26 protein-coding genes and 3 pseudogenes are annotated in these 22,926 nt (G+C 61.3%); 12 read left to right on the top strand and 17 right to left on the bottom strand.

The window, feature by feature from the left end:
- Positions 1-129: 129 nt before the first annotated feature.
- Positions 130-420, bottom strand: a pseudogene (locus ACS5Q1_RS29020) (IS6 family transposase); the annotation flags it as partial.
- A gap of 61 nt (positions 421-481) precedes the next feature.
- Between ACS5Q1_RS29020 and ACS5Q1_RS29015 the strand changes: the two are divergent.
- Both ACS5Q1_RS29015 and ACS5Q1_RS29010 read left to right on the top strand, forming a co-directional pair.
- Positions 482-1,477, top strand: a pseudogene (locus ACS5Q1_RS29015) (chromosome partitioning protein ParB); the annotation flags it as partial.
- Between the two features lie 131 nt (positions 1,478-1,608).
- Positions 1,609-2,025, top strand: coding sequence for a hypothetical protein (locus tag ACS5Q1_RS29010; protein WP_473101444.1), 417 nt, complete (start codon positions 1,609-1,611; stop codon positions 2,023-2,025).
- 180 nt (positions 2,026-2,205) lie between these two features.
- On the opposite strand, the gene ACS5Q1_RS29005 is transcribed toward ACS5Q1_RS29010, so the two are convergent.
- The 6 genes from ACS5Q1_RS29005 to ACS5Q1_RS28980 form a co-directional block, all read right to left on the bottom strand.
- Positions 2,206-2,763, bottom strand: a complete 558-nt coding sequence (locus ACS5Q1_RS29005; RefSeq protein WP_473101443.1) for a pyridoxamine 5'-phosphate oxidase family protein — start codon at positions 2,761-2,763, stop codon at positions 2,206-2,208.
- 463 nt (positions 2,764-3,226) lie between these two features.
- On the bottom strand, positions 3,227-3,829 hold the full coding sequence (locus tag ACS5Q1_RS29000) for a TetR/AcrR family transcriptional regulator (protein WP_473101442.1): 603 nt from the start codon (positions 3,827-3,829) through the stop codon (positions 3,227-3,229).
- Positions 3,830-3,831: 2 nt separating this feature from the next.
- Positions 3,832-4,296, bottom strand: a complete 465-nt coding sequence (locus ACS5Q1_RS28995) for a nuclear transport factor 2 family protein (protein WP_132594716.1) — start codon at positions 4,294-4,296, stop codon at positions 3,832-3,834.
- 326 nt (positions 4,297-4,622) lie between these two features.
- A complete protein-coding gene (locus ACS5Q1_RS28990; RefSeq protein WP_473101441.1) occupies positions 4,623-5,180 on the bottom strand; it encodes a nuclear transport factor 2 family protein in 558 nt (185 codons plus the stop codon).
- Positions 5,181-5,459: 279 nt separating this feature from the next.
- Entirely contained in the window at positions 5,460-5,930 is a 471-nt protein-coding gene (gene cynS, locus ACS5Q1_RS28985; RefSeq protein ID WP_473101440.1) for a cyanase, read from the bottom strand.
- 31 nt (positions 5,931-5,961) lie between these two features.
- Complete coding sequence (locus ACS5Q1_RS28980; protein WP_473101439.1) at positions 5,962-6,621, bottom strand: carbonic anhydrase; 660 nt, start codon at positions 6,619-6,621, stop codon at positions 5,962-5,964.
- 110 nt (positions 6,622-6,731) lie between these two features.
- Here ACS5Q1_RS28980 and cynR point away from each other — a divergent pair, with 110 nt between their 5' ends.
- Positions 6,732-7,622: a transcriptional regulator CynR gene (gene cynR / locus ACS5Q1_RS28975; RefSeq protein WP_473101446.1), complete on the top strand. Its 891-nt coding sequence runs from the start codon at positions 6,732-6,734 to the stop codon at positions 7,620-7,622.
- A 71-nt stretch (positions 7,623-7,693) separates the two neighbouring features.
- Here cynR and ACS5Q1_RS28970 read toward each other — a convergent pair whose 3' ends face one another.
- Complete coding sequence (locus tag ACS5Q1_RS28970) at positions 7,694-8,296, bottom strand: histidine phosphatase family protein (protein ID WP_473101438.1); 603 nt, start codon at positions 8,294-8,296, stop codon at positions 7,694-7,696.
- A 63-nt stretch (positions 8,297-8,359) separates the two neighbouring features.
- Between ACS5Q1_RS28970 and ACS5Q1_RS28965 the strand changes: the two genes are divergently transcribed.
- A complete protein-coding gene (locus ACS5Q1_RS28965; protein WP_473101437.1) occupies positions 8,360-9,058 on the top strand; it encodes an IS6 family transposase in 699 nt (232 codons plus the stop codon).
- A gap of 213 nt (positions 9,059-9,271) precedes the next feature.
- On the opposite strand, the gene ACS5Q1_RS28960 is transcribed toward ACS5Q1_RS28965, so the two are convergent.
- From ACS5Q1_RS28960 to hpf, 5 genes are all read right to left on the bottom strand, one after another.
- Positions 9,272-9,433: a hypothetical protein gene (locus tag ACS5Q1_RS28960; protein WP_473101436.1), complete on the bottom strand. Its 162-nt coding sequence runs from the start codon at positions 9,431-9,433 to the stop codon at positions 9,272-9,274.
- An 8-nt stretch (positions 9,434-9,441) separates the two neighbouring features.
- Entirely contained in the window at positions 9,442-9,663 is a 222-nt protein-coding gene (locus ACS5Q1_RS28955) for a hypothetical protein (protein WP_473101435.1), read from the bottom strand.
- A 30-nt stretch (positions 9,664-9,693) separates the two neighbouring features.
- Positions 9,694-10,524, bottom strand: coding sequence for a class I SAM-dependent methyltransferase (locus ACS5Q1_RS28950; protein WP_473101434.1), 831 nt, complete (start codon positions 10,522-10,524; stop codon positions 9,694-9,696).
- 320 nt (positions 10,525-10,844) lie between these two features.
- Entirely contained in the window at positions 10,845-11,672 is an 828-nt protein-coding gene (locus tag ACS5Q1_RS28945; protein ID WP_473101433.1) for a nickel-binding protein, read from the bottom strand.
- A gap of 256 nt (positions 11,673-11,928) precedes the next feature.
- On the bottom strand, positions 11,929-12,363 hold the full coding sequence (gene hpf / locus ACS5Q1_RS28940; protein ID WP_473101432.1) for a ribosome hibernation-promoting factor, HPF/YfiA family: 435 nt from the start codon (positions 12,361-12,363) through the stop codon (positions 11,929-11,931).
- A gap of 329 nt (positions 12,364-12,692) precedes the next feature.
- Here hpf and ACS5Q1_RS28935 point away from each other — a divergent pair.
- Positions 12,693-13,033, top strand: a pseudogene (locus ACS5Q1_RS28935) (cupin domain-containing protein).
- Positions 13,034-13,362: 329 nt separating this feature from the next.
- Here ACS5Q1_RS28935 and ACS5Q1_RS28930 read toward each other — a convergent pair.
- Positions 13,363-13,680 (bottom strand): hypothetical protein, encoded by a 318-nt coding sequence (locus ACS5Q1_RS28930; RefSeq protein ID WP_473101431.1) that lies wholly within the window; start codon positions 13,678-13,680, stop codon positions 13,363-13,365.
- 326 nt (positions 13,681-14,006) lie between these two features.
- On the opposite strand from ACS5Q1_RS28930, the gene ACS5Q1_RS28925 reads away from it, so the two are divergent.
- On the top strand, positions 14,007-14,372 hold the full coding sequence (locus ACS5Q1_RS28925; RefSeq protein WP_473101430.1) for a Ros/MucR family transcriptional regulator: 366 nt from the start codon (positions 14,007-14,009) through the stop codon (positions 14,370-14,372).
- A gap of 14 nt (positions 14,373-14,386) precedes the next feature.
- Here ACS5Q1_RS28925 and ACS5Q1_RS28920 read toward each other — a convergent pair whose 3' ends face one another.
- A complete protein-coding gene (locus ACS5Q1_RS28920) occupies positions 14,387-15,721 on the bottom strand; it encodes an IS5 family transposase (protein ID WP_473101428.1) in 1,335 nt (444 codons plus the stop codon).
- A 194-nt stretch (positions 15,722-15,915) separates the two neighbouring features.
- Between ACS5Q1_RS28920 and ACS5Q1_RS28915 the strand changes: the two genes are divergently transcribed.
- A complete protein-coding gene (locus ACS5Q1_RS28915; RefSeq protein WP_473101427.1) occupies positions 15,916-16,614 on the top strand; it encodes an IS6 family transposase in 699 nt (232 codons plus the stop codon).
- Positions 16,615-16,777: 163 nt separating this feature from the next.
- Here ACS5Q1_RS28915 and ACS5Q1_RS28910 read toward each other — a convergent pair whose 3' ends face one another.
- A complete protein-coding gene (locus ACS5Q1_RS28910; protein ID WP_473101426.1) occupies positions 16,778-17,422 on the bottom strand; it encodes an NAD(P)H-binding protein in 645 nt (214 codons plus the stop codon).
- A 33-nt stretch (positions 17,423-17,455) separates the two neighbouring features.
- Positions 17,456-18,190, bottom strand: a complete 735-nt coding sequence (locus ACS5Q1_RS28905; protein ID WP_473101425.1) for a type 1 glutamine amidotransferase domain-containing protein — start codon at positions 18,188-18,190, stop codon at positions 17,456-17,458.
- A 319-nt stretch (positions 18,191-18,509) separates the two neighbouring features.
- Here ACS5Q1_RS28905 and ACS5Q1_RS28900 point away from each other — a divergent pair, with 319 nt between their 5' ends.
- The 5 genes from ACS5Q1_RS28900 to ACS5Q1_RS28880 all read left to right on the top strand — a co-directional run bounded on the left by ACS5Q1_RS28900 (position 18,510) and on the right by ACS5Q1_RS28880 (position 22,894).
- Positions 18,510-19,517, top strand: a complete 1,008-nt coding sequence (locus tag ACS5Q1_RS28900) for a zinc-dependent alcohol dehydrogenase family protein (RefSeq protein WP_473101424.1) — start codon at positions 18,510-18,512, stop codon at positions 19,515-19,517.
- Positions 19,518-19,564: 47 nt separating this feature from the next.
- A complete protein-coding gene (locus tag ACS5Q1_RS28895) occupies positions 19,565-19,804 on the top strand; it encodes a hypothetical protein (RefSeq protein WP_473101423.1) in 240 nt (79 codons plus the stop codon).
- A gap of 277 nt (positions 19,805-20,081) precedes the next feature.
- Positions 20,082-20,726 carry a DUF1326 domain-containing protein gene (locus ACS5Q1_RS28890; protein WP_473101422.1) on the top strand — a complete coding sequence of 215 codons (645 nt, stop codon included), beginning with the start codon at positions 20,082-20,084 and terminating at the stop codon, positions 20,724-20,726.
- A 17-nt stretch (positions 20,727-20,743) separates the two neighbouring features.
- A complete protein-coding gene (locus tag ACS5Q1_RS28885; RefSeq protein ID WP_473101421.1) occupies positions 20,744-21,619 on the top strand; it encodes a DUF2182 domain-containing protein in 876 nt (291 codons plus the stop codon).
- Positions 21,620-21,946: 327 nt separating this feature from the next.
- On the top strand, positions 21,947-22,894 hold the full coding sequence (locus ACS5Q1_RS28880; protein ID WP_473101420.1) for a LysR family transcriptional regulator: 948 nt from the start codon (positions 21,947-21,949) through the stop codon (positions 22,892-22,894).
- Positions 22,895-22,926 lie beyond the last annotated feature (32 nt).

The raw sequence follows: 22,926 nt of genomic DNA, 5'->3' as shown, positions 1-22,926 counted from the left end.
ACCCGAGACAGTGCTATGGCCGGCTGCGCAACCCCGGCCAACTCCGCCGGCCACCCCAGCCGTAGCGCCACGACCGATCATGCACTAACATTGACACCGGACCACCTCGTGGGGGCTGGCCATCAGTTGGCCATGTTTGTCGATCGCTCGGAACAGGTACTTCCACTTGCCGCCCACTCGAACATAAGTCTCATCCACGCGCCACGAGCCCGAGCGATGCCCCTGAAAGTGGCGGATTCGCTTCTCGATCTCCGGCGCATAACGCTGCACCCAGCGAAAGATCGTGCTCGGGTCAACAGCGACGCCGCGCTCCTGCATCATCTCGGCCAGATCGCGGTAACTGATGCCGTACTTGCAGTACCAGCGCACGCATAACAGGATGATCTCAACTGGAAAGCGGCGGCGCTTGAACAGGGACAACAGGGTGGCTCCTCAGACGACCGCCATCTCGTAAACTGCCAAGGTTAACGCAACGGAGCCCGAAATCGCGCGCGGCGGCGTGTTCGTCGTTGTCGCCCATGACGGCGAGGTTCGGATCGAGCGCGGGTTCATCCGCACCGAGGACGAGGCCCCGGAGCCGGAGGAAGCCGAGGGCGGCGAAACCGTCATCGACGGCGTACGCGTCAACGGTGACGGCGAAATCCTTGACGGCGACGGAGAGGACGGCGAAGGCGACGACCTTCCCGATACCGATCAGGAGCAGGAAGAAGAAGCCGGTGATGCTGGCAAGCCGCTGCCCGACTCGCTCATCCGCGACCTGACCGCACATCGCACCCTTGGCCTGCGCCTCGCTCTTGGCGAGCAGCCGGATATGGCGTTGATCGCCGTTGTCCATACACTCGCCGCGCAGACCTACTATCGGGGCGGCAACACGGCCCATTGCCTCGAAATCAGCCCCACCAGCAATTACCTCGCCGCTCACGCGGACGGCATCGAGGACACGGCAGCGGCGAAGATGCTGAATGATCGCCATGCGGGATGGGCGGCGGACATGCCGCGCGACGTGGCGGACCTCTGGGGCTTCGTCGCCGGTCTGGACCATGCGAGCCTGATGGCCTTGCTGGCGCATTGCGCTTCGCTGACCGTCAATGCGGTGAAGCTGCCATGGGAGAGCGGCAAGCGCCGCGCCCATGAGACGGCGGACAAACTGGCGACGGCGGTGACGCTCGACATGACGGCGCACTGGACGCCGACCGTGCGGAGCTATTTCGGGCGCGTCACCAAGGCCCATATCCTCGCCGCCATGCGCGATGCCCTTGGCGACGAGGCAGCGGAGCGGATCGCGGACAAGAAGAAGGTGGAGATGGCCGAAGCCGCCGAGCAGCTTCTGGCCGGAACCGGCTGGCTTCCGCCCGTGCTGCGCACCGAGCGACCCGCATGGCTCGACCAGCAGGCCGAGACATTCGCCCTCGATGCCGTCGAGCCCGCACCCTCGCAGGAAGCCCATGATGACCATTTCGCCATCGCAGCGGAATGAGGAAGGCAGGCCGGGGGCGCGTAAGCGGCCCCGGCTTTCCTCCCATCCCGAAAAATCGCGGGCCGCGCAGTCGCGCGGCCCGATCACCTCGACCATCGCCATGGTCGGAACGACCGTGAAGGAGGAGAACAATGGTTGCCGTCATGCTGATGAGCGCCTTGGCTGTCGCCGGGCTTTGCGTCCTGGCTTATACGCTCGCCGTCTATGCCTTGCCCTTCATGCTCGGCGTCACCGCCGCGCAGTTCGCCTATCACACCGGCGCGGGCTTCATCGGGGCGGGCCTAGCCGGCTTCGCGGCCGCCGTCGCCGCTTTCGGCGTTCTCGCGCTGCTGTTCGACACGCTGCGCTCACCGATCCTGCGCCTGATCGTGGCGCTCGTCTTCGCCGCCCCCGCCGCCATCGCCGGATACGCACTCGTCCACGGCGTCACCAAGGAAGCCGTGCCGTCCGAAATCTGGCGGCAAATCTTCTGCATCATCGGTGGCGGGCTTGTCGGCGTGTCGGCGCTGCTGCGGCTGGCAATGCCCACCGCGCCGCCTTCCGCCTGACGGCCGATCTACCGCTGGGACGTGTCGCAAATGTCCGTCGCGAAATTCCGGCTTTTGCGAGCGAGTTTTGCGACGGAGATTCCGCTGAAAATTCAGGACTGCCGATTTTGTAGCGGAAGTCAGGAATTACGCGACACGGGTCAGCAAACCAAATCGGGACTGCGATGGATAAGGTTTAAACTAATGCTCGTCGAACATGCCTGATGGAAGACCGTCCATGCTGTAGGTGTTTTTCTCGCGACGGTAGATCTCGAGGCCGCCTGGTCCTTTTGCCTCGGTCCACTGGTCCAAGCTCGTTCGCTCAGCCTTGTAATCAAAAAGAGGAACGCCGAAGCCGCAAGAGGTTTGCACAAGATCGATGTCTAGCCAAATGATCTGGCGGGCTCCCGATGGCTCCAATCCGTCGTAGTGACTGGCCAGAATGCTCTCGTATTCGGAGCTGTCACGATGAATGGCCCGTCCGCGACCATAAAGCCGTAGGATCATCGGAGGCCCTGCGACTGCACAAAACATCATTGTCAGTCGGCCGTCGGCGCGCAGATGGGCGGCGGTCTCGTTGCCGCTCCCGGTCCTGTCCAGGTAGACGACTGAGTTTGCATCGATCAATCGAAGACAACCGGTTTCCCGTGGCGAAATATTAACTCGAGAGCTTACGGTGGCCGAAGCTGGGAAGAAAATGTGCTGACGGCCAATGAAGTCCTTGAGCCGAGCGTCGATGCTTTCGAATTGCTTTGCCAAGTCTGACGCGCCCCGTGTTCATATCGAAAATAGCGGTAAATGGTCATGCGCTCGACCAGGAATCAAGCATTTACTATCCGGCAGGAGTTGACTGCCGGCGCGGGCAGAAGGCAACGGTCCGCAGGGCTGGACGCCGTTAGCCCGTATGGCGTTGGTACATCGGCTGCTTCAAGGGAGGTCTAGGTCCAAACCGAGCATCCTGCTGGCGACGAAGGCAATGAGCCCAACGGCTAGTAGCGCTACCAAGAATACTGCGACGGCCTTGGCGCCCGCGTACAGCAAGCTCGCCGCTCACCTTGCTCACCGTGATCGTAATGCCATTTGATGGCGAAATACATCGCTGCGGCCACCGCGACAACTTTGAACGTTGCGAAGACTATGGGTACCCAATTCATCAGTGCTCGCAGATTCGCCACGACGGCGAACCTGCGGATTGTGCTTTCAGCCTGAGAGGAGCGCGGGTTTAAGGCGATTCGGGCGTGGAGCCTTCGTCGCGGATCGTTTTGCCTTCGACGGCCAATCGCGCACGGAGTTGGTCGATGGCACGTTGGAACACTGCCGGATCGTCCAGTGCCCGAGACAGAACAATCGCTCCCTGAATGGCGAGAACGGCGTCTTCCGAGAGGAGGCGCGCCTGCTCAGCGTCACGGCCTTGCCGGACGAGCGCTGATTGCAACGCGTCCACCCAGGCTACGAAGTAACCCCGGATGGCCTGCGCGAAGAGGTCTCGGGTGTTGGCGACAGCCAACGCACCGACGAGACATACACGCCTGCCCGACCTGAAGTATTTCGCAGTTTCATCGAGCATTGCAGTGATGGCGGCATCGGCATCGGTCCCGTCTCGCAGGAGGGAATAGACGGAATCCTCGAACCATTGCTCAATCTCGGCGAGCACAGCCTGCACCATCTCCTCCTTCCCATTCGGGAAGAAGTGGTACAGGCTGCCCTTGCCAAGGCCGGTGGCCTTGCCGATCAAGGCAAGGCTTGCACCTTCGTATCCATGTTCGCGAAATACTTCGGCCAAGGAGGCGATGGCGTCGGATCTTTCAGCGACCATGCGGGCCATGATTAGAGACCCAGATCGCTGAGGCCGGGATGGTCATCCGGACGGCGGCCGAGCGGCCAATGGTACAGGCGATCGCTTTCAGCGATCGGCATTTCGTTGATGCTTGCGTGGCGGTGCGCCATCAGGCCGTCCTCTGCGAATTCCCAGTTCTCGTTACCATACGCACGGAACCACTGCCCGTTGTCGTCGCGATATTCGTAAGCGTACCGTACAGCGATGCGGTTGCCGGTGAAAGCCCAGAGCTCCTTGATGAGGCGGTATTCATGCTCCTTGTTCCACTTGCGTGTCAGAAATGCCTGGGCTTCTTCGCGGTTGGTCGCGAATTCGACGCGGTTCCGCCAGCGGGTATCGACCGTGTAGGCGAGGGCGACCTTGGCGGCATCGCGGCTGTTCCAGCCGTCTTCGGCCAGACGGACCTTTTCGATAGCAGTTTCGCGGGTGAAGGGGGGGAGAGGAGGACGTGACATGTTGATTTTCCTTTGTAAATCGTTGCTGTGTACTGTGCGGTACAGTCTGTACTGATTGGTACAGTAGCTATGGTGATTTTGGCTGTCAACGGGTTTTTTGCGGTGTCGCGAAAAATTTTATGACGAGCGATTCTCCGGCTCGAACCGCGGGACCCGATCGTCGAAACAGCCAGAGAAGAGTGCGCGGTCCGGGCGGCCGCGCACGCGGGCGCACCGGGCTTCTTGCGAAGCGGCACTTGGATATCCGTCATACGGATGAGGTCCGGAGCAGCGTGCAAAGGCGACGGGCGGAGCACTGGCGCGATCGATCAGAATGGGTATGGCGCTTAGAGGCCGAGATCACTCAGCGACGGATGGTCGTCTGGACGCCGGCCAAGCGGCCAATGGAATTTGCGCTCCGCTTCGGCGATCGGCATCTCGTTGATGCTGGAGTGACGATGCGACATCAGCCCGTCTTCGGCGAAGAGCCAGTTTTCGTTGCCGTAGGCGCGGAACCACTGCCCACCGTCGTCGCAATATTCGTAGGCATAGCGCACGGCGATGCGGTTGTCCGTAAAGGCCCACAGTTCCTTGATGAGCCGGTATTCGTGTTCCTTGTTCCATTTGCGGGTCAGGAAGGCCTGAGCTTCTCCGCGATTTGTGGCGAATTCGACGCGGTTGCGCCAGCGCGTATCGAGCGTGTAGGCCAGAGCGACCTTCGCCGCATCGCGTGTGTTCCAGCCATCTTCTGCGAGGCGGACCTTTTCAATCGCAGTTTCGAGGGTGAACGGCGGAAGCGGGGGACGCGTCGCGCCCTTTGCTTTCGTGATTTGAGCGGTTCCGGCAAGCGCGGAGCCCGCAAGGGCCACGGCGGGGAGGGCGGCAATGAAAGTGCGGCGGTTCATACGAGTCTACCTGTCAAACAATCGGTCTGTACCGAATGGTACAGAAAGGGTGAGCTGGAGCGCGCCCTGCCCCGTCAGTCGCTCGCCGTTAGCGCCGAAAATCTACGCGCGGGTCTGAGTTGGCTGGCATTCAGCCCGGATTTTACCGGGAGAGGGTCAAGTCGCGGGTGGTGGTGGTGGTGGTGGTGGTGGCGGTGGTCTCAAGAGGCGAGGCATAGCCTCGGGAATTAGAAGGAGCAGCCCACACGCTCGAAGGCGCCGGGCTGCTCCGTAGCGCGGTCAAAACGGCTTGGTCGGGAGGTACTTGCCGTCTAGGGTGATCACCGCGCGCGCGCCGCCTTCCGGATCTTCAACCTTCTCGATGTTCAGCTTGAAATTGATGGCGCTGATGATGCCATCGCCAAACTTTTCGTGGACAAGGGCCTTCAGCGTGGTCCCATATACCTGCACGATTTCGTAAAAGCGGTAGATGGTCGGATCGGTCGGCAAGCCGTTCCCGATGCTGCCGCGAACGGGAATTGTCTGCAGCTGGGCGATGGCTTCGCCATTCAGGTCGAGCTTCTCGCCCACGACCTTGGCGGCGTTCGCCGGAAGCGGATGCTGGCCGAGCAGGGCGGCGGTGACGAAGGCCTCGGACAGGCCGGTCCCTTCAGTGATCTGGGCGTAGGTCAGGTCCTTGTTGAACTTCGACGCGAGGATGACGTCCGTCAGCGCCTGGCGAGTGGTCTGTGTGGCTTGGGACTGTACCATTGGTATTCTCTCCGTGGTTGGGATTTAGGGTTCAGGCAACGCGCCTGGCTTGATACTTGACGGCTTGGACTTCGGGATTGTCCGCGAGGGAAACGAAGGCACCCCTGCCGCCGTCAAAAGCTTCGATAAGGCCGCTCGCAATGTCGTAGACCCAGCCATGCAGGGTTACGCGCCCCTCTTCGAGAGCCAACCGCACCGACGGGTGTGTCTGGATATTGGCGAGTTGGGCGATGACGTTTTCGCGCACCATGGATGCGACCTTAGCGGGCTGGTCCTGGTGTTGGCGGGCTTCGTTCACGACGCGGGCAGAGTCTGCATAGCGCAACCAGCTGCCCACGGCGGGCATGTGGTCCAGGCACTTGCACGTCGCGATGGCGGTCATCGCGCCGCAGTCGGAGTGGCCGCAGATCACGATGTCCGAGACCTGCAGCGCCGCGACGGCGTATTCGACCGAGGCGGAAACGCCACCCGGCTCGGGGCCGTAGGACGGGACGATGTTGCCGGCGTTTCGGATGACGAAGAGGTCGCCCGGCTCGCGCTGCGTCACCAGTTCAGGCACCAGGCGGCTGTCCGAGCAGGAAATGAACAGAGCCCGCGGGTTCTGCTGATTGGCCAGATCCTTGAACAGCTTCACCCGTTCAGGAAAGGCTTCCCTCTGGAACTTCAGAAAGCCGTCAATAATGTCTTTCATCGCTGCAATCTCCGTTTCGCGATCTGTTGAGGTGAAAGCTACGGAAGCATTGGCATAATGTAAAAGTCTCGTTTATGATGGGATGGATTAGATAATCTTATAGGTTGACCATGCTCGCCCGACAGGTTCGTTATTTTCTCGCAGTGGCGGAGTACCAGAGCTTCACAAGGGCCGCAGAGACCCTGCATGTTTCCCAGCCAGCCCTTTCGCAGCAGGTCAGGTTGATGGAGGAAAGCCTTGGCGTGCAATTGTTCGACCGTTCAGGGCGGACGACGCGGTTGACGGATTCCGGAGAGGTCTTTCTGCAATATGTTCGCCGCGCTTCGCAGGAGTTTCGGGAAGCCAAGCGCGCGATTCATGACGTGAACGACCTCAGCCGTGGTGCGTTGCGAGTGGCGGTGACGCCGACCTTCACGACCTATCTGGTCGGTCCTCTCGTCAAGGCGTTCCACACTCGTTATCCGAATATCACCCTCAACGTGCGGGAGATCTCCCAAGAGCATATGGAGGACCTGCTCCTGTCTGATGAGGTCGATGTCGGGATCGCCTTTGCCGGCACACTGACACCGGACTTCGATCTGGCCCCCCTGCTGGTGGAAACCCTCGCCCTGGTCGTCAGCACGGGGCATCCTCTAGCAAATGAAGCGTCGATCGGACTGGAGGCCCTTAGCGCAGAGTCATTGGTGCTGCTCAGCGCGGAGTTCGCCACGCGCGAGCAGATCGATCGCTTCTGCCGTCAGCACAGCATTCAGCCGCATGTACGGATAGAGGCCAACTCCATCAGCGCGGTGATCGAAATCGTCCGTAGGACGCGGCTCTCGACACTCCTGCCTGCAACGATCGCGTTCTCACATCAGGATCTGGTCGCCATTGCACTCGATACGGTGCGCTTGCAGCGCACGGCCGTTCTGATGCAGCGTAAAGATGCATACAGAAGCGCGGCGGCGCGGGTCTTTATCGAGCTTGCGAAGGAGGTAGCTACTGAATTGAGCTCACACTAGGCGGATCACTGATTTGATCGACTTATGCGACATACACTGCGACGTCGCAGTTATTAGGAGTTTCGCGACAGCTATTCTGCGGAACGGTCATCCGTATCGAACTTGTCGCCCCCCACAACTTCCCAGCCAGCGGAGCTCTTTCTGAAACAGTAAGGTTGACCATGTTTGCTGTCGAACCAACATCCAGTCAATGTTTCCGATATACCTTGAAGCACTGCATCATGTCCGACTAGAACAATGGTCGAACCGACTTCCTGAAGTGTTGTAAGCCGATCCAAAAGCGCTTTGCAACGAGCGAGAACGGAAGCCCAGGATTCTCCGTCTGCTGGAAGGATTTCCGCTAGCTGTTCCTTACGAGTAATTCCGTGTTCAAGCATGGTATCCTTGATCGGTTTCCCGTCCAAACTCCCGAAGTCGCACTCTATTAGGTCGTCCTCAACCTCGATGAGGTTAGAGCTGGCAGGGAACGTCAATGTCGCGGTCTCTAGTGCCCGTCGCAGTGGACTGACCATCACCCTCGAAACAGGCAAACTTACCATTTGGCGCGAGGCCGCACGTGCTTGTTCTCGTCCGGTTTCGTTCAAAGGAACATCGCTTCGACCCTGAAACAAACCTGCTCGATTCCAGTCTGTCTCCCCATGGCGAATGAAAACGAACGGTTGAAGCTTGATCACGGTGGGACTGTTGCATTAACCTTGGCAGTTTAGAGGATGGCGGCTAGGTGAGGAGCCGTCCTGTTGTCTTTGTTCAAGCGCCGTCGTTTCCCAGTCGAGATCATCCTGTTGTGCGTTCGCTGGTACTGCAAATATGGGATCAGCTACCGCGACTTGGCTGAGATGATGCAAGAGTGCGGTGTCAGTGTCGATCCCTCCACGATCTTTCGCTGGGTTCAGCGCTACGCGCCCGAGATTGAGAAGAGGGCTCGCCGCTTTCAAGGTTCCCGTTCCGGATCATGGCGCGTGGATGAGACTTATGTGCGAGTCGGTGGGCGCTGGAAATACCTGTTCCGCGCCGTCGACAAGCACGGGAAGCTGATCGACTTCATGCTGTCCGATCGGCGCGATACTGGAGCGGCGTACCGCTTCCTACGTAAAGCCCTGAAGGTGATGAGGGATCATCCGCCATTCTCGATCACGACCGACAAACTGGCATCGTACCCGAAGGCAATCCGACGACTGCAGCGCGACGAGTTGCTGTTGGAAAGCGTCGAGCACCGGACGTCAAAATACCTCAATAATGTCATCGAAGCGGATCATGGCGCGCTCAAGCGCGTAATCCGGCCAACGCGCGGCTTTCAAAGAATGACAACAGCCTACGCGACACTGAAGGGCTTTGAAGTCATGCGGATGATCCGCCGTGGCCACTGCATTCTGCGAGAGGCAGGAGCGAAAGGCGAAATCCGTCTCGTCAACCGGTTGTTCGGCCTTGCAGCCTGAACGACCCGTTCGACTGCGTTCATTGTGCCTTATCAGAGTTACTGCAACAGTGCCAGAGGGGACAGGCACTCCTGAGCTGACATCGAGATGATCCACATGATGCGAAAAGAACAGGGGAAATATGCCCGCAACCGGCAGCCGTCATTGGCCTAGCTATTCGAGGTGCTCGCCGCATAAACTCGGGATGGGAGCCGCTCGCCCAATCAGCCCAAGTTAAATTTGCGACATATCCTGCTGGAGCGCCTGCAGGCTCAAAGCCACAATATCGGAAAGGTCGATAGTCTGATCGGTTTTGCACCGCGCGCCGCCATCGGCCATCGGCAAGCGCTCAACCAGCGCGAGGAAACCTGCTTCCCTGATGGTGTCTTGACCCAAATAATCCGCTAGACCGCTTTCTTAGTTATGACGCCCCGAGTGTTCGCATGACAGAGGCCGACAGCATTCACCGAGGGAGAGATCCCCGTCTTACACTCGACGAGAAGACGGCTCTTGCCGCGCTCGAACCGCGTCTCGGCCACACCTACCTCATGCAACGCCTCAGGCGAGAAGCGGAGTATGAAGCTCTCGCGCTGCGCCAGCGAACTCAACTCCTCAATCGTGAGCACTGGCTCTCCTCGGTCCAAAGCGCCTTTCGGCTACATGCGGCGACAGATCATTTCGACCGGGGCAATGAGGTCCTGCTCTAAACCTGCAAGCATGTTCGCTATCTTTGTCGGGGCGTCCTGTCCCATCAGAATGTGAAGTCCGAGTGGAGGTGGGCCGCTCTCGGCCATCCTGGCTCGCATCCTCTGAAACAACTCGATGGCAAAGTCTCGCCGCGCCCGCTCGGACACGATCTCGAAGCCAGCATCTAGCAAGGCTTGTCGGTAGGTTTCCGGTCTCTCAAGAAAAGAGGTCTCGTTGGTCGCAGCCCAAGGGACAGGGAAGGTGATCTCCCCATCGCTAGTCTGCATCACGTCGTAGATCGCGAACAGTCCTTCCGGCTTGAGCACTCGGTGGACGCCTGCACAGAGGCGCTGCTTGTCAGGAATGTTCATACCAACGTGCAGCAGGGTGATCCGGTCGAAGCTCTCGTCGGCGAAGGGCAGATCAAGTGCATTCGCGACTCGAAACTCAACCTGATCGGACAGGCCGACAAGCTTCGTCAATGACGTGGCAACCTCGACGTATTCCGGTGTGAGGTCGATCCCGACGACACGGCAGCCGTATCGTCGGGCAAAGAACCGTGCAGCACCGCCGATCCCGGAGCCAATGTCGAGCAGGACTCCACCAGCACCAAGATCAAGGTGATCGGCGATATCAGCGGTCGCCTCATGACCACCGATATGGAACTCGTCGATCCCGGCGAGGTCCTCCGGGGTGACATTGGAGCGATCCCGGCCCATGGCATTGAGCCCTGCTAGGATCGCAGCTTCCAGTGAACCGTGGGAGTAGTGCTGCGCGACCTCTCGATCAAGTGTTGTCATTGCCACCTCCACACTCATGGTGCTCGGGATCAGGCGCACCTTTCGGGCTGTCGATCCGGCTGCGCCAGTGGCATGACGATACCTCAAATCCGGGGTCGGTTCAGCCTTTGCGAGAGCATCCCAAGGGCTGTGATGTGGGAGCACATGCTCCTGGGGCTGGTCCGGTTCGCCGGTCCTTGGGAATATCTGTGACGTGGAGCGGATGGGTTACGGTCAGAGGAAATGCTCGTTCCCGATTTCCATTGCCAGCTTCAAGTCGCGTCCAACCTTCGCCCAGATCACGACATACTTGCCGGTGATCTCCTATGACAGCCCAGCGGTCAGTCTGGTGGTGCTCCACGCCAGTCACATTGAAAGACCTGCACCGGCTGGCGGAAGCCCTTCAAGCTTTGCAAGCCGCAACCGACAAAGCCAGCATCGTCCTGGCATTCCTCCCAGACCGTACTTGAGACCAGAATCTGATCAGCGCTGGCTGCGTTACATAGCCGAGATGCACGCTGCACAGTCGATCCGAACAGATCACGGCTTTCCTCGATAGGCTCCCCACAATCCAGGCCGATGCGAATGTGGATCGGCTCTAAAGCTGCCCGGTTGTAGCGCTCAAACGACTGCTGGATCGCCCTCGCGCATTCGACTGCCGCCTGGGTCGAGTCGAAGGAGGCCATGATACCGTCGCCCAGGTGCTTGACCTCACGCCCTCCATACCGGGCCAGACCACGGCGTACCAAGGCGTCATGGGCTCGCACAAGCTCGGTGGCCGCCGCATCCCCCAGCCGCGCCGTCATCTCGGTGGACTCCACCATGTCGGTAAACATCACGGTCCGGTGCGCTGGCTCTGCGAGGGCGATGGTGGATTGCGCTGTAGGCTGAGGGTCGCTGATGCGGCCCAGGAATGCCTCAACAGCCGAGAGGGACACTTCAATGATTTCCCCGGCCACATGCCCGTGGGCTTCCCGATGCACCTGCTGCGCCGTCTCCTTGTCAGGGGCGTCAATCAGGCAAAAGGTGGTTCCGCGATCCTCGTCAAACCAGTAGGTGAGGAACTTGACTCCGTAGCGGTCCTGAAGGGCCAAATCCTTGAGGTGCGCCTCGGCGACTTCAATGGCGCTTGTTCCTTTCAGGTCATGGCGGTCGAGGAAAATAGGCATGCCACTCCCCCTCTCTGCGGCTCAGTCGCGCGGCGATGGTCACGCCGTCCCCGAGCAGATCGTCTCCTGAAACTATCACGTCACCTATGTGTATCCCTATCCTGAATTGGAGACGCTCCTTCTCGAACCGGTCCTGATCGCAATTGACGCAAGCTCGCCCTGCATCGGGGTCGCACACCGGACGGCATCTGCATCACCTGACATAGACTGCCTGATAGGCGCAGCCACCCACACGCGCCGCAAATAGCCGGATATTTCAGGACATAGCGTCCGGCTCATCCGGTTCAGCGACATCGTTTCCGGAGAGGGGAGCATTGGCCTTCGATGCGGGGCTGAACCGCTCGCGCAGGACCACATCCTTATCGACCCGCTCGGCCTTGTCCTCGCGAACTTCCCGCTTGGCGCGGCGAAGCTGTTTGCCGACCTTGTCGAGAGCCGCATTGAAGGCGAGATAGATGTCCTTGTCTTTGGCCTCGGCGCTCTTCGTCGGCAAGCCACCCATCTGCATGTTCACACTGCAACGGTAGGTGATCCCTTCTTTGCTGAAATGAGCGGCGGCGGTGTTCAGTCGCCCGAAATACTTGCTGGCCACCCGCAGGATGTTCTCCCGCGCATAGCTGGGGAGCCCATCGCCCAGGTGGACATTCGAGCTTTGGATGGTGATCGCTTTATCGACGCTCTCTAGCTTCATGGCAGCCTCCCTGTCAGGTCTCCAGGTGAGCGGTCCCGAGATGTGCCGTTCTCAGTCCGTGCGGAACTTCTTCTGTCTATGTAGTTTGCTTCCAGCAGACCTCCAGGAGGCGATCATGAGTTGGGGTCACGTCCAGGCGCACTGGAAGCAGTTCCGAGTCACGTAAGGCTCCGGTGGGAGCGGATCACGGACAAGGATATTGCCCGCATCAAAGGCCATCGCGAAATGCTCATCGCATGCCTGCAAGAGCGCTATGGCTATGCTCATGATCGGACGCAGGAGGTCCGAGAGTGGGAGCACCATCTCTAGGCTGAGCATCGGAGGGTGAGATGACCGACACGACCGTGACTAAGGTGAGCAGTGCCCACTCACCGACTGGCGACCAAGGCGGGGTCTGCCTTGCATCAGGCAAGCGGGTGTCCATGCGGCTGTGGCGGGACGAGCCGCCTACCCAGGACAAACCCAGCCGCAAGCACGAGTATGAAGCGGTCGGCTACGTGATCTCCGGACGGGCCGAACTGGAGATTGAGGGGCAGACCGTGCGGCTGGAACCGGGGGCTCGTGGGTGGTGCCCGCAGGGGCCGAGCATACCTACCGCATTCTGGAGACGTTTACAGCCGTTGAGGCGACCGCTCCTCCTGCTCAGGTACATGGGCGTAAGCAGTCTTAGCGTCACGACGCCAACCGCCACGGTTAGCTGTACTTGACCCCTTTCAAGCTTTTGAGAGCCTTATCGCACCGCTCGACGTGATCGCGAGCCCGCCGTTGCATCTCAACGGTATTGTGGCAGGGTTCATCAACCTCTTGCTTGCAGAATGGGCAGATCATCGGACTGGCCTCTCTGGTGGTGGGATGTGGTAGGCCAACAGCAGTGCGGGATCAGGGTTCCCCTGTGTTACTGCACAATTCTTGACCGAGGATCACTTTGAGCTAACGCATTGTCGAAGACCAATGCACAGCGAGGAGGCGGTGCGGGAATACGCACCGCCTTACAGATGATTAGCACTCGGTTTTCTGCTTCGTGGTGGTGCCTGTCGCGTCACTGGTCTGCTTCATCGTTGTCGAGCAACCGGTGCTTCCAGTCGTGCCAACATCCCGGTTCTCAATCACGACGTTCTTCTGGTCGGGCCCAGATGCTGCATCACCTGCCGCTCCGCCGACGCCTGCACCCACAGCGGCCCCAACCGGACCGCCAACGACAGCACCTGCCGCACCGCCTGCGGCGGCACCGGCTGCTGCACCTCCCGGGTCAGCTAACGCCAGGGTCGGGAGCAGGAGGGCGGCTGCAAGAACACCGCATTTCATATCTACACGCATGACTTTTCTCCATACGAGCCAATCGCAAACTGCGATCTGCTGCCAACTTAACGGCAGCCGCCCGATGGTGTTTCAGCTTGGCGGTTTGGGCTTAGGGGGCTGCGAAGCAAGTAACTTCACCTCCAGAATTTGCCGCTGTAAAGACAATAACTCGTCTCAATTGCGGGAGGAGCGCCTTGCCAAAGTTGAACAAGGAGCATAGGTGATGCCAAGATCACGGGCATCTATTGTGCTGCACAGGCTGTCCTGGCTGATCCTGTTAGAACGTCATCTTGTTCTACTTCCCTCCCGAAAACAATTCCCGTGTGGTCAAGGACAAGAAAACTATGGGTGAGAGCACAACCGCTCCGAACTACATCGAACTCTCGGCTGATATCGTCTCGGCTTATGTCAGCAACAACTCAGTTCCCGCCGCCGAACTGCCGTCGCTGCTCAACTCCGTCTATGCCGCTCTGACGAAGACCGCACAGGGGCAGATGGAGGAGCCCAAGGCTGAGTTGGTGCCTGCGGTTCCGGTACGGAAGTCCGTCACTCCGGATGCGATCATCTGCCTGGAGGACGGAAAGTCGTTCAAGTCACTCAGGCGCCATTTACGCACAACCTATGACATGACACCCGAGCAGTACCGCGCCAAGTGGAACCTGCCTGCTGACTATCCCATGGTCGCGCCGAACTACGCTAGTCGGCCCTGAACAATGCAGTTTGCTCAGGCGGCAATTGGATTCCAGGGTTCGGGGAAAGTATCCGATTGCGCGGATGAGCCCATTAGAGCCGCCGTGAGCCAAGCGATAAACAGTCTGAGCCACGTCAGTATCAGCCGCAGATTATGACCGGCGGCCACCAGCAGCGCATTGATCGCGTCGCCGGCGGCGCCGAGCAGGTGGTTGCGTCCCAGCCGCCCGTCCGCCTTCATGTGCCCGATCATCGGCTCGATCGCAGACCGGCGTCTCAGCTCGCGCTTGATCGTCGGTGTGAGGCCACGCCGCTGCCGGGTGATAAACACCCGATCCGTCTTGGCGTAGTCATGCCCGCGATAGCCCTGGTCGACGTAGATGCGCGAGGGCTCCACGTCAGTCATGGCCACGACCTGATCCATCGTCGTGGTGAGCGTGTGGCCGTCATACGGATTGCCCTCCAGTGCCTTGGAGGCGAGCACGAACCCTTCGCGGTTGGTCACCGCCAGCGCGACCTTGCAGCCGAACTCGTACGGCCGATGCGCCTTGCCTTTGGCGATGCACACCACCTCGGGCGCATGCAGGCTGTAGAGCTTGTTCTGGCTCGTGCGCTCCTGCGTCAGAAGACGCTCTACGAGGCCCAGCAGAGGAGCAAACCGGCATGAGAGAACCTCATCCCCGGCGACATCGCGATAGACCCGGCCGAGATAGGTCTTCAGCCACTTCAGTTCGCGCCGCATGCGCCGCGTCTGACGGGCATGGGCATACCGCCCCACCTGCACGGCGGCGCGTTTGGCCAGACGGGTGTGGGCCTGACGCAGCGCGAGGCCGCACTTCCTGGCCTGCCGCACCAGAGCCTGCAAGGCCTTGAGATAGAGCTTCGCGTCGGTCGGATGAGTGATCGCCTTGGGCTGCACGGTGGTGTCGACGCTGATCCGCTCTAAACTCGAGGGCCGCACCGCGCCGCTCTCCAGCCCGGCCTGGATGGTGGCCGCCAGCAGCTTCTCCAGTCCCTCGGGTCCGAGCCGCTTGCGCCAGCGCGTCAGCGAGCTGGGATCACACGGCAGCTCATGTTGGAAATACTCGCAGCCGCAGAACCACTGCCAATACGGATTCTCGATCCAGCGCTGCACCACCGCCTCATCGGACAGGTTGAAGGTATGCTGGAGATACGACAGTCCGATCATCAGGCGCGTTGGCTTCGCGGGCCGTCCGAGCGGGCGGTAGAAGCGACCAAACTCGTGGTCGAAGCGGCGCCAGTCGATGAGAACGGCGAGCCGATACAGCTCGTGGCGGGGATCGAGGATCTGATCGAGACGGCTGCGGTAGAGATCGCCGGAACTCGGCAGCGTCGGCTTGGGTCCCATGGCAAAACACCAGGTTTAAGCGGGTCCATCCCCAGATGCTGGCATTTTGCAATGCTTCGTGACGACGAAGAATCCTTCTGCCCCAACAAGTTGTGGGTTATTCAGGGCCGACTACGCTAAGGCGCGCTCTGAGCGGCACCGTTGCATTAACCTCGGCCGTATAGCGAGGAGCGGTTCATCAAGGATCCGCTCCCGTGTCTCTGTTCAAGCGCCGTCGCTTCCCGGTTGAGATCATCCTGCTGTGCGTGCGCTGGTACTGCAAGTATGGGATCAGCTATCGCGATCTCGCCGAGATGATGTCCGAGCGCGGTGTCGCCGTTGATCCATCCACGATCTTTCGTTGGGTTCAGCGCTATGCTCCGGAGATCAAAAAGCGAATTCGGCTCTACCAGGGACCTCGCTCAGGCTCCTGGAGAGTGGACGAGACCTATGTGCGGGTTGGCGGACGCTGGAAGTACCTGTTTCGCGCGGTCGACAAGCACGGTCGGTTGATCGCCTTCATGCTGTCCGATCATCGGAACACCAACGCCGCTTATCGGTTCCTGCGTAAGGCCATCAAGGCGATGAGCACCTATCCACCATCCTCGATCACGACGGATAAGCTGGCGTCGTATCCCAAGGCAATCCTGCGCCTGCAGAACGAAGGGCTTCTGCCGATCGATGTGGTACACCGCACCTCGAAATATCTGAATAACATCCTTGAGGCGGATCATGGCGCGCTCAAGCGCGTCATCCGGCCGACACGCGGCTTCCAGACGATGAGAACCGCCGTTGCAACCCTGACGGGTTTTGAAATCATGCGCATGATCCGCCGTGGTCACTGCATTCAGCGGGAACATCGAGTGACTGGCGAAATCCGTCTCATCAATCAGCTCTTCGGTCTTGCCGCCTGAGCGGCCCGTTAAACTGGGTCCATTATGCCGTTTTCAAGTTACTGCAACGGTGCCCGTAGCAGGCGGGGTAGGGTGATCGCACCTGGTGCGGTCACCGCAGGCCTGAGGGCGCACTCCGTCATCGTCTGGCTCCCTGCTCCTGTTGAGGGCATGTGGTCCTCTGTCAGGGGCCTCCTCTGACGATGGCCTCGGACTCGATGATGCGCTCGCCGGGTGCGGCAGTGATCGCCGCCTCCAGCAAGGCCCTGGCGATCCGCTCATGCGGCACGACGCGGTAGCGGCGGGGCAGGACCGGCTCCGCCAGCCGCAGGAGCCGCATGGCTATGAACTCCGCAGGCCGGAACTCGCCGCGATCGCCGCCGATCAGGGCAGGGCGCACGATGGTCAAGGACGGGAACCCGATCCCCCGAAGCGCGTGTTCCACCTCGCCTTTGACCCGGTTGTAGAAGAAGCGAGAACCAGGATCCGCTCCCGTGGCCGAATTCAACGCGAAAGCGCGGGCGCCATGCTGACGGGCAAGCCGCGCCACAGCCAGCGGATAGTCATGGTCAACCCGGCGGAACGCCTCCTGCGAGCCTGCCTTGCGGATCGTGCTGCCCAAGGTGCAGATGACAGCGTCAACGGACCACCAGGTGGCATCAGCCGGCAGGTGCTCGAAATCGATCACCGAGTTTTCGAGCTTCGGGTGGGGCGGCAGCTCCCGTCTGGTTGGAGCAACAACCCGGATCACGCGTGCATCGGCCAATGCCTGCCGCAGGACCGCCCCGCCGACCAGGCCTGTTGCCCCGACCAGCATGAGGGTTGTCATGGCGAGCCGCCCGTTTTGCTGGGCACTGCTGCTTCAGCCAGCCTGCTCAAGAGCGTTCAAGACATGCCGGGCGACAAGCTCGGAGGATTGCGGGTTCTGGCCAGTGACCAGGTTGCCGTCCTGCACAGCAAAGGGCTGCCAGTCCGGCCCACGTTCGAACCGCCCGCCCAGCTCCTTGAGCCGGTCCTCCAGCAGGAACGGCACCACCTTTGTTAGCCCGACCGCTTCCTCCTCGGTGTTGGTGAAGGCGCTTACCCGGCGACCATCGACAAAAGGCTGCCCATCCTGCCGCGTGGCCTTCACCAGCCCGGCCGGGCCATGGCAGACCGCGGCCACAACCTTGCCCTCGTCGAACATCGATCCGACGATCCGCGCCAGTGTCTCGTCATTGGCCGCATCCCACATCGGCCCGTGCCCGCCCGGCAGGAAGATGGCGTCGAACGAGCCTGGATCCACGCTTGCAAGGGCAGGGGAGTTCTGGGCCGTCTGCATGGCGCCCTCGTCTGCCAGGAAACGGTGAACCGAGGCCGGAATTTCCTGCTGCTCCTCCGGCTTCTCGCCCGGTCCCTCACCGGCTTGAGCTGGCAGGCTGCGGGGATCCCACGGGATCGCCCCGCCCTTGATCGAGACGAGAGTGACCTCCGCGCCGCCGTCGAGCAGGGCGTAGTAGGGCGTGGCGAGTTCCTCCAACCAGACGCCGGTACGGTGGCCGGTGGATCCCATCTGGTCATGCGAGGTGGCGACCACGAGCACTTGAGGGCCAGGCATGTCTTGCTCCCGGGTGAGGGCAGTACGCCGTCAACGCCAGACGCTTGGAACAGGTCCGGCCACAAGCTCAATAACAAGACTGGAGAAGCGTCCTACAGAGCTTGTGAGGACTTGATGTGTCTCAGCAAGGACCCCGGCTTGCCGCAATGCGTTAAGTTGCGCGACTTCACACGGGAGGCGCCTGCGAGTTTCAACTGCGGCGCTGAAAGCCGGCGTGCTGGCCGCCCTGACGGTGGGGCAAGAAGCGCCGTGTCCTGCTCGTCCAAACGGCACCCTTCGCTCTGGACGAGCATGCAGGCAAGGATTGGGGAGACGAACAATGAGAGGGATCATTCTGCATGCACCGGGTGGACTCGATCGGCTCGAGCTGGTCGACATGCCCGATCCCGGTGCTCCCGGCCCAGGCGAGATCCGGGTCAGGCTTTACGCGAGTTCGCTCAACTATCACGACTACGGCATCGTGAGCGGACGGATGCCAACGGCAGACGGGCGCATTCCGATGTCCGACGGCGCCGGCATGGTCGAGGCGGTAGGCGAGGGCGTGACCGAGTTCAAGGCCGGTGATCATGTCGTCTCCTGCTTCTTCCCGGGCTGGCTCGAGGGGCCGCCGACCGTGTCAGACTTCTCGACCACCCCAGGTGATGGCGTCGATGGCTATGCGCGGGAGGCCGTGGTGCGACCAGCGGCCTGGTTCACCCGAGCTCCAGAAGGGTTCAGTCATGCCGAGGCGGCCACGCTGACGACAGCCGGGCTGACGGCCTGGCGGGCCTTGGTGGTCAATGGTGGGCTCAAGGCCGGAGATGTCGTGCTGGTGCTCGGCACCGGCGGTGTCTCGATCTTTGCCCTCCAGATCGCCAAAGCGATGGGCGCGACGGTCATCGCCACCTCGTCCTCGGACGAGAAGCTGGAGCGGGTCCGGGCCTTGGGAGCCGACCACACCATCAACTACCGCCAGCATGAGGACTGGGGCGCCCGGGCACGCGACTGGACCGGCGGGCGCGGGATCGACCATGTGGTGGAGGTCGGCGGACCGGGCACGCTGGCACAGTCGATCACAGCGGTGCGGGTCGGCGGACACATCGCGCTCATTGGCGTGCTGACTGGCGGCGCCGGCGAGGTCGCGACCGGTGCCCTAATGGCCAAGCAGGCCCGGCTTCAGGGGTTGATTGTCGGCAACCGACGCCAGCAGATCGACTTCGTGCGGGCCATCGAAGCCACGGGCCTGCGGCCGGAGATTGACCGCAGCTTTGGCTTGGCCGAGATTGCGGATGCCTTCCGGTATGAGGAGTCAGGAGCGCACTTCGGCAAGATCGGCCTCGAATTCTGAAGCGTCTCGGCACATATCCCGTTCGACCCTCTCAGAAGGCCTCTGCCATGGCGTGCGAAGATCTCGTGGCGCAGTGTTTCATGGACGAGCAAGCACCGCTCGCTGTCCCTGAGTTGAACCGCGAGCGCACGCTCAGGTACCTGGAATGTTGCTATCGGCACGGACTGTCTTGGGACGATGCCAAGCAGCAGATTCAGGAGTTCCTGTACCAGCGCGGTGTGCCGCATCAGGGCATCGTGGGGCAGTTGGCGCTTGCCAAGCCGCTCCTGCAGCCGTGGCTCGACTAAGCTGAAGCGAAATCAACGAGAGGGCCGTCAGACCACACGGGCCGTTTCAGCCACAGAGGGGAGGGCAGGTCATCGGCGATCAGCAGACCTTCACACGGCCGCGCTTAAACGGCCGAGTTTGACCTTGAACAGTCCTTCCCTCACGTGGTCGAAAAGAGGCCCATGGAAGCACGGGTAGTTGGTCCTTAGGCTTTGGCCCAAAGCATCCTGGACATTTCCCGCACCTGACATTCGCACCCCTCCGGAGTATCATGCGGCATACAAGGAGGGATGTTCCATGAGCACCATCCCCGAATGGCATCTTGCCGGCGACTGGTTCGATATCTGCAGTTGCGACATTCCCTGTCCTTGCGAGTTCGCTCAAGCCCCCACTAACAACGCCTGCCAGGGCCTGCTCGCGTGGCATGTCCGGAACGGTCATTTCGGGCCCGTCCGCCTCGACGGCCTGAACCTGCTTGCTCTCGGAGCCTTCGAGGGCAATTTGTGGACCGGCGAAGCGAAGGCTGTCATGGGACTGTTCATTGACGAGAGGGCCGACGAGCCGCAGCGCGAGGCGCTGCAGATCATCTTCTCGGGGCAGGCTGGCGGATGGCCCGCGAGCTTCGCCGCCACGATCGGCGAGCTGCGGGGCATCGAGTTCGTCCCGATCACGTTCGAGGTCGCCGACGACCTGGGCTTCTGGCGGGCCGAGATCCCGGGCAAGGTCGTGGGGCGGGTAGAAGCCTTGACCGGGCCCACCACGCCGCCGGGGCAGCGCGTCCAGACGATCAATCCGCCCGGCTCGGAGGTCGGGCCAGGGCAGGTCGCCACGTGGGGCCGGTCGGTCGAGGCCCGGACGGAGGGATTCGGCTTCCAGTGGACGGGCGAGAGCCGGTCGAGCAAGCACATTCCGTTTGACTGGTCCGGCCCGGCTTCGGCCTAGCCGCAAGGGAGGCCGGCTTGGCAGGACAAGGCGCTAATCATACCGAGCGTTTCCCTGGCCAGGGTACGATCGGTCTTCTCAGGCACGCGCGCCTGTCGCTTCTCATTTCCTTGGTTGTGCTGACGACCGCCGCCTGGGGGTTGATCCTGTACGAGGCGCTCACCATGGATATGCCGGCAGGGATGGCTGATCTTGGCAGCCTGCCTTCCACCGGCATGGATGGGATGGCCATGGCGGGAGTGCCCGCTGCCGGCTTGTCAGTGACGGGAGCCGCCATTTTCGTTGCGATCTGGACCGTCATGATGGCCGCGATGATGTTGCCGGCCGCCGCGCCGATGATCCTGACCTTCGCCCAGGCCCAGGCTCGGCGGAACCGGGCGGTGCTCGTTCCCACCTGGATCTTCGTTGCAGGCTATGGGCTGGTCTGGCTGCTCGCCGGGTGGGTTGTCTACCCCATCGTTCAATGGGGCCATGACATGGCTTCCTCCCCGGTCGCGACGGGCTCGCTCGACTGGGCGCCGCTTGCCTTTGCGGGCATCTTGATCGTTGCCGGGTTGTACCAATTGACCCCGCTCAAGCGCCTGTGCCTGAGCCATTGCCGCTCGCCGCTGGCCTTCGTGGCGCTCCACTGGCGTGAGGGACGGAGCGGCGCTCTGCGGATGGGAGTCTTGCATGGGCTGTACTGTCTTGGTTGTTGCTGGGCCCTGTTCGGGATCCTGGTGGCCGCAGGTGTCATGAACCTGGCCTGGATGCTGCTGCTGACTCTGCTGGTCTTCGCCGAGAAAGTGCTCCCTTGGGGCTGGCGTCTTTCACCCATCATTGGCGTGGCTCTCGTTGCCGGCGGGTTGACTGTCGCCGGTGGAATGCTGCCGGTGTCCTGGATGGCCGCCTGACCGCGTCGAACCAGCCCATGTTCTCTGGCCGTTGACCCTGCAGGAGCGTCCTTCAGTTTGCCGCTTTCTCAGGAAAACTAAGGAGATCGGCATTCTTCGGCGAGTGTTGCGTCTGGCGGTCGGTCTGATCGCTCCCCTGGAGGCTCGACCTCGCGATCCAGGTGCCCTTTCGCACATCGAGCTGGTTATCGCCTTGGTATCCGTGAGGCAACTTGCTTCTTGCCTGCGGATCGCGTTCTCCATCGGCAACCTGATGGAGCAGAGTTCAACCGGAAATAGGTCAGACCCTCGCCAGCTGAATACGGCCAAGCTTGCAGGACGTGAGCCATGGAAATGCATCAGGTGAGGTATTTCCTCGCCCTGTGCGAGGACCTGAACTTCACCCACGCAGCCGAGCGTTGTCATGTGGCCCAGCCCTCCTTGACGCGAGCGATCCGGCAACTGGAACAGGAACTCGGGGGTGAGCTCTTCCACCGCGAGCGGGCTCACACGCACCTGTCGGAGCTTGGCCGGATCGTCCGCCCGCATCTGGAGCAGGTCTACCGCGAGATGCAGGAGGCCAAGCGTCAGGCAGGGGATTTCGCCAGGCTCGAGCATACTCCTTTGAAGCTCGGCATCATGTGCACAATCGCTCCCGATCAGATCGTCGATCTCGTCGGTGCGGTACGGACCCGTCATGAAGGGGTCGAGCTGAAGATGGCCGATGCCAATGCCTGGGAGTTGGAAGAGCGTCTCCTCCAAGGCGACCTGGAGGTCGCCATCTACTGCATTCCCGGCAAGGAGCCGGACGAGCGGCTCCATGTCCTTCCGCTGTTTCGCGAGCAGATCGTCGCGGCGCTCGGATCACGCCATCGCCTGGCGAGCCGGAACGCCGTCCGGGTGAAGGATCTGGACGGGGAGTGCTATATCCACCGTACGAACTGCGAGTTCGCGGGCTACGCTGATCCGGTGTTCCAGGCGCAGAATGTCAAATGCACGGCCGTCTATTGGAGCGAGCGGGACGACTGGACGTTGGCGATGGTCGCGGCTGGCCTGGGCTGGGCCTTCATGCCGGCCAACTCGGTCACTCATCCGGCTGTGGTCGGCCTGCCGATCATCGAGCCCGAGTTCTGGCGCGAGGTGAATCTCGTCACCGTGCGGGGCCGACCCCACTCGCCGGCCGTTGGGGCGCTGGTACGCGAGGCCATGAGCATGCGTTGGTTCGGCAGGCGGGCTTTGGCCGTGGAGCGTTCCAGAAATATGCCGGAACCAGCCGATCTGCCCATTCCGAGCTGACGAGTCGGCAGTACTGTGTGCCACCCAGCGAC

The organism is Microvirga sp. GN3, assembly GCF_055792825.1.
This window is presented reverse-complemented; position numbering and strand designations above follow the sequence as displayed.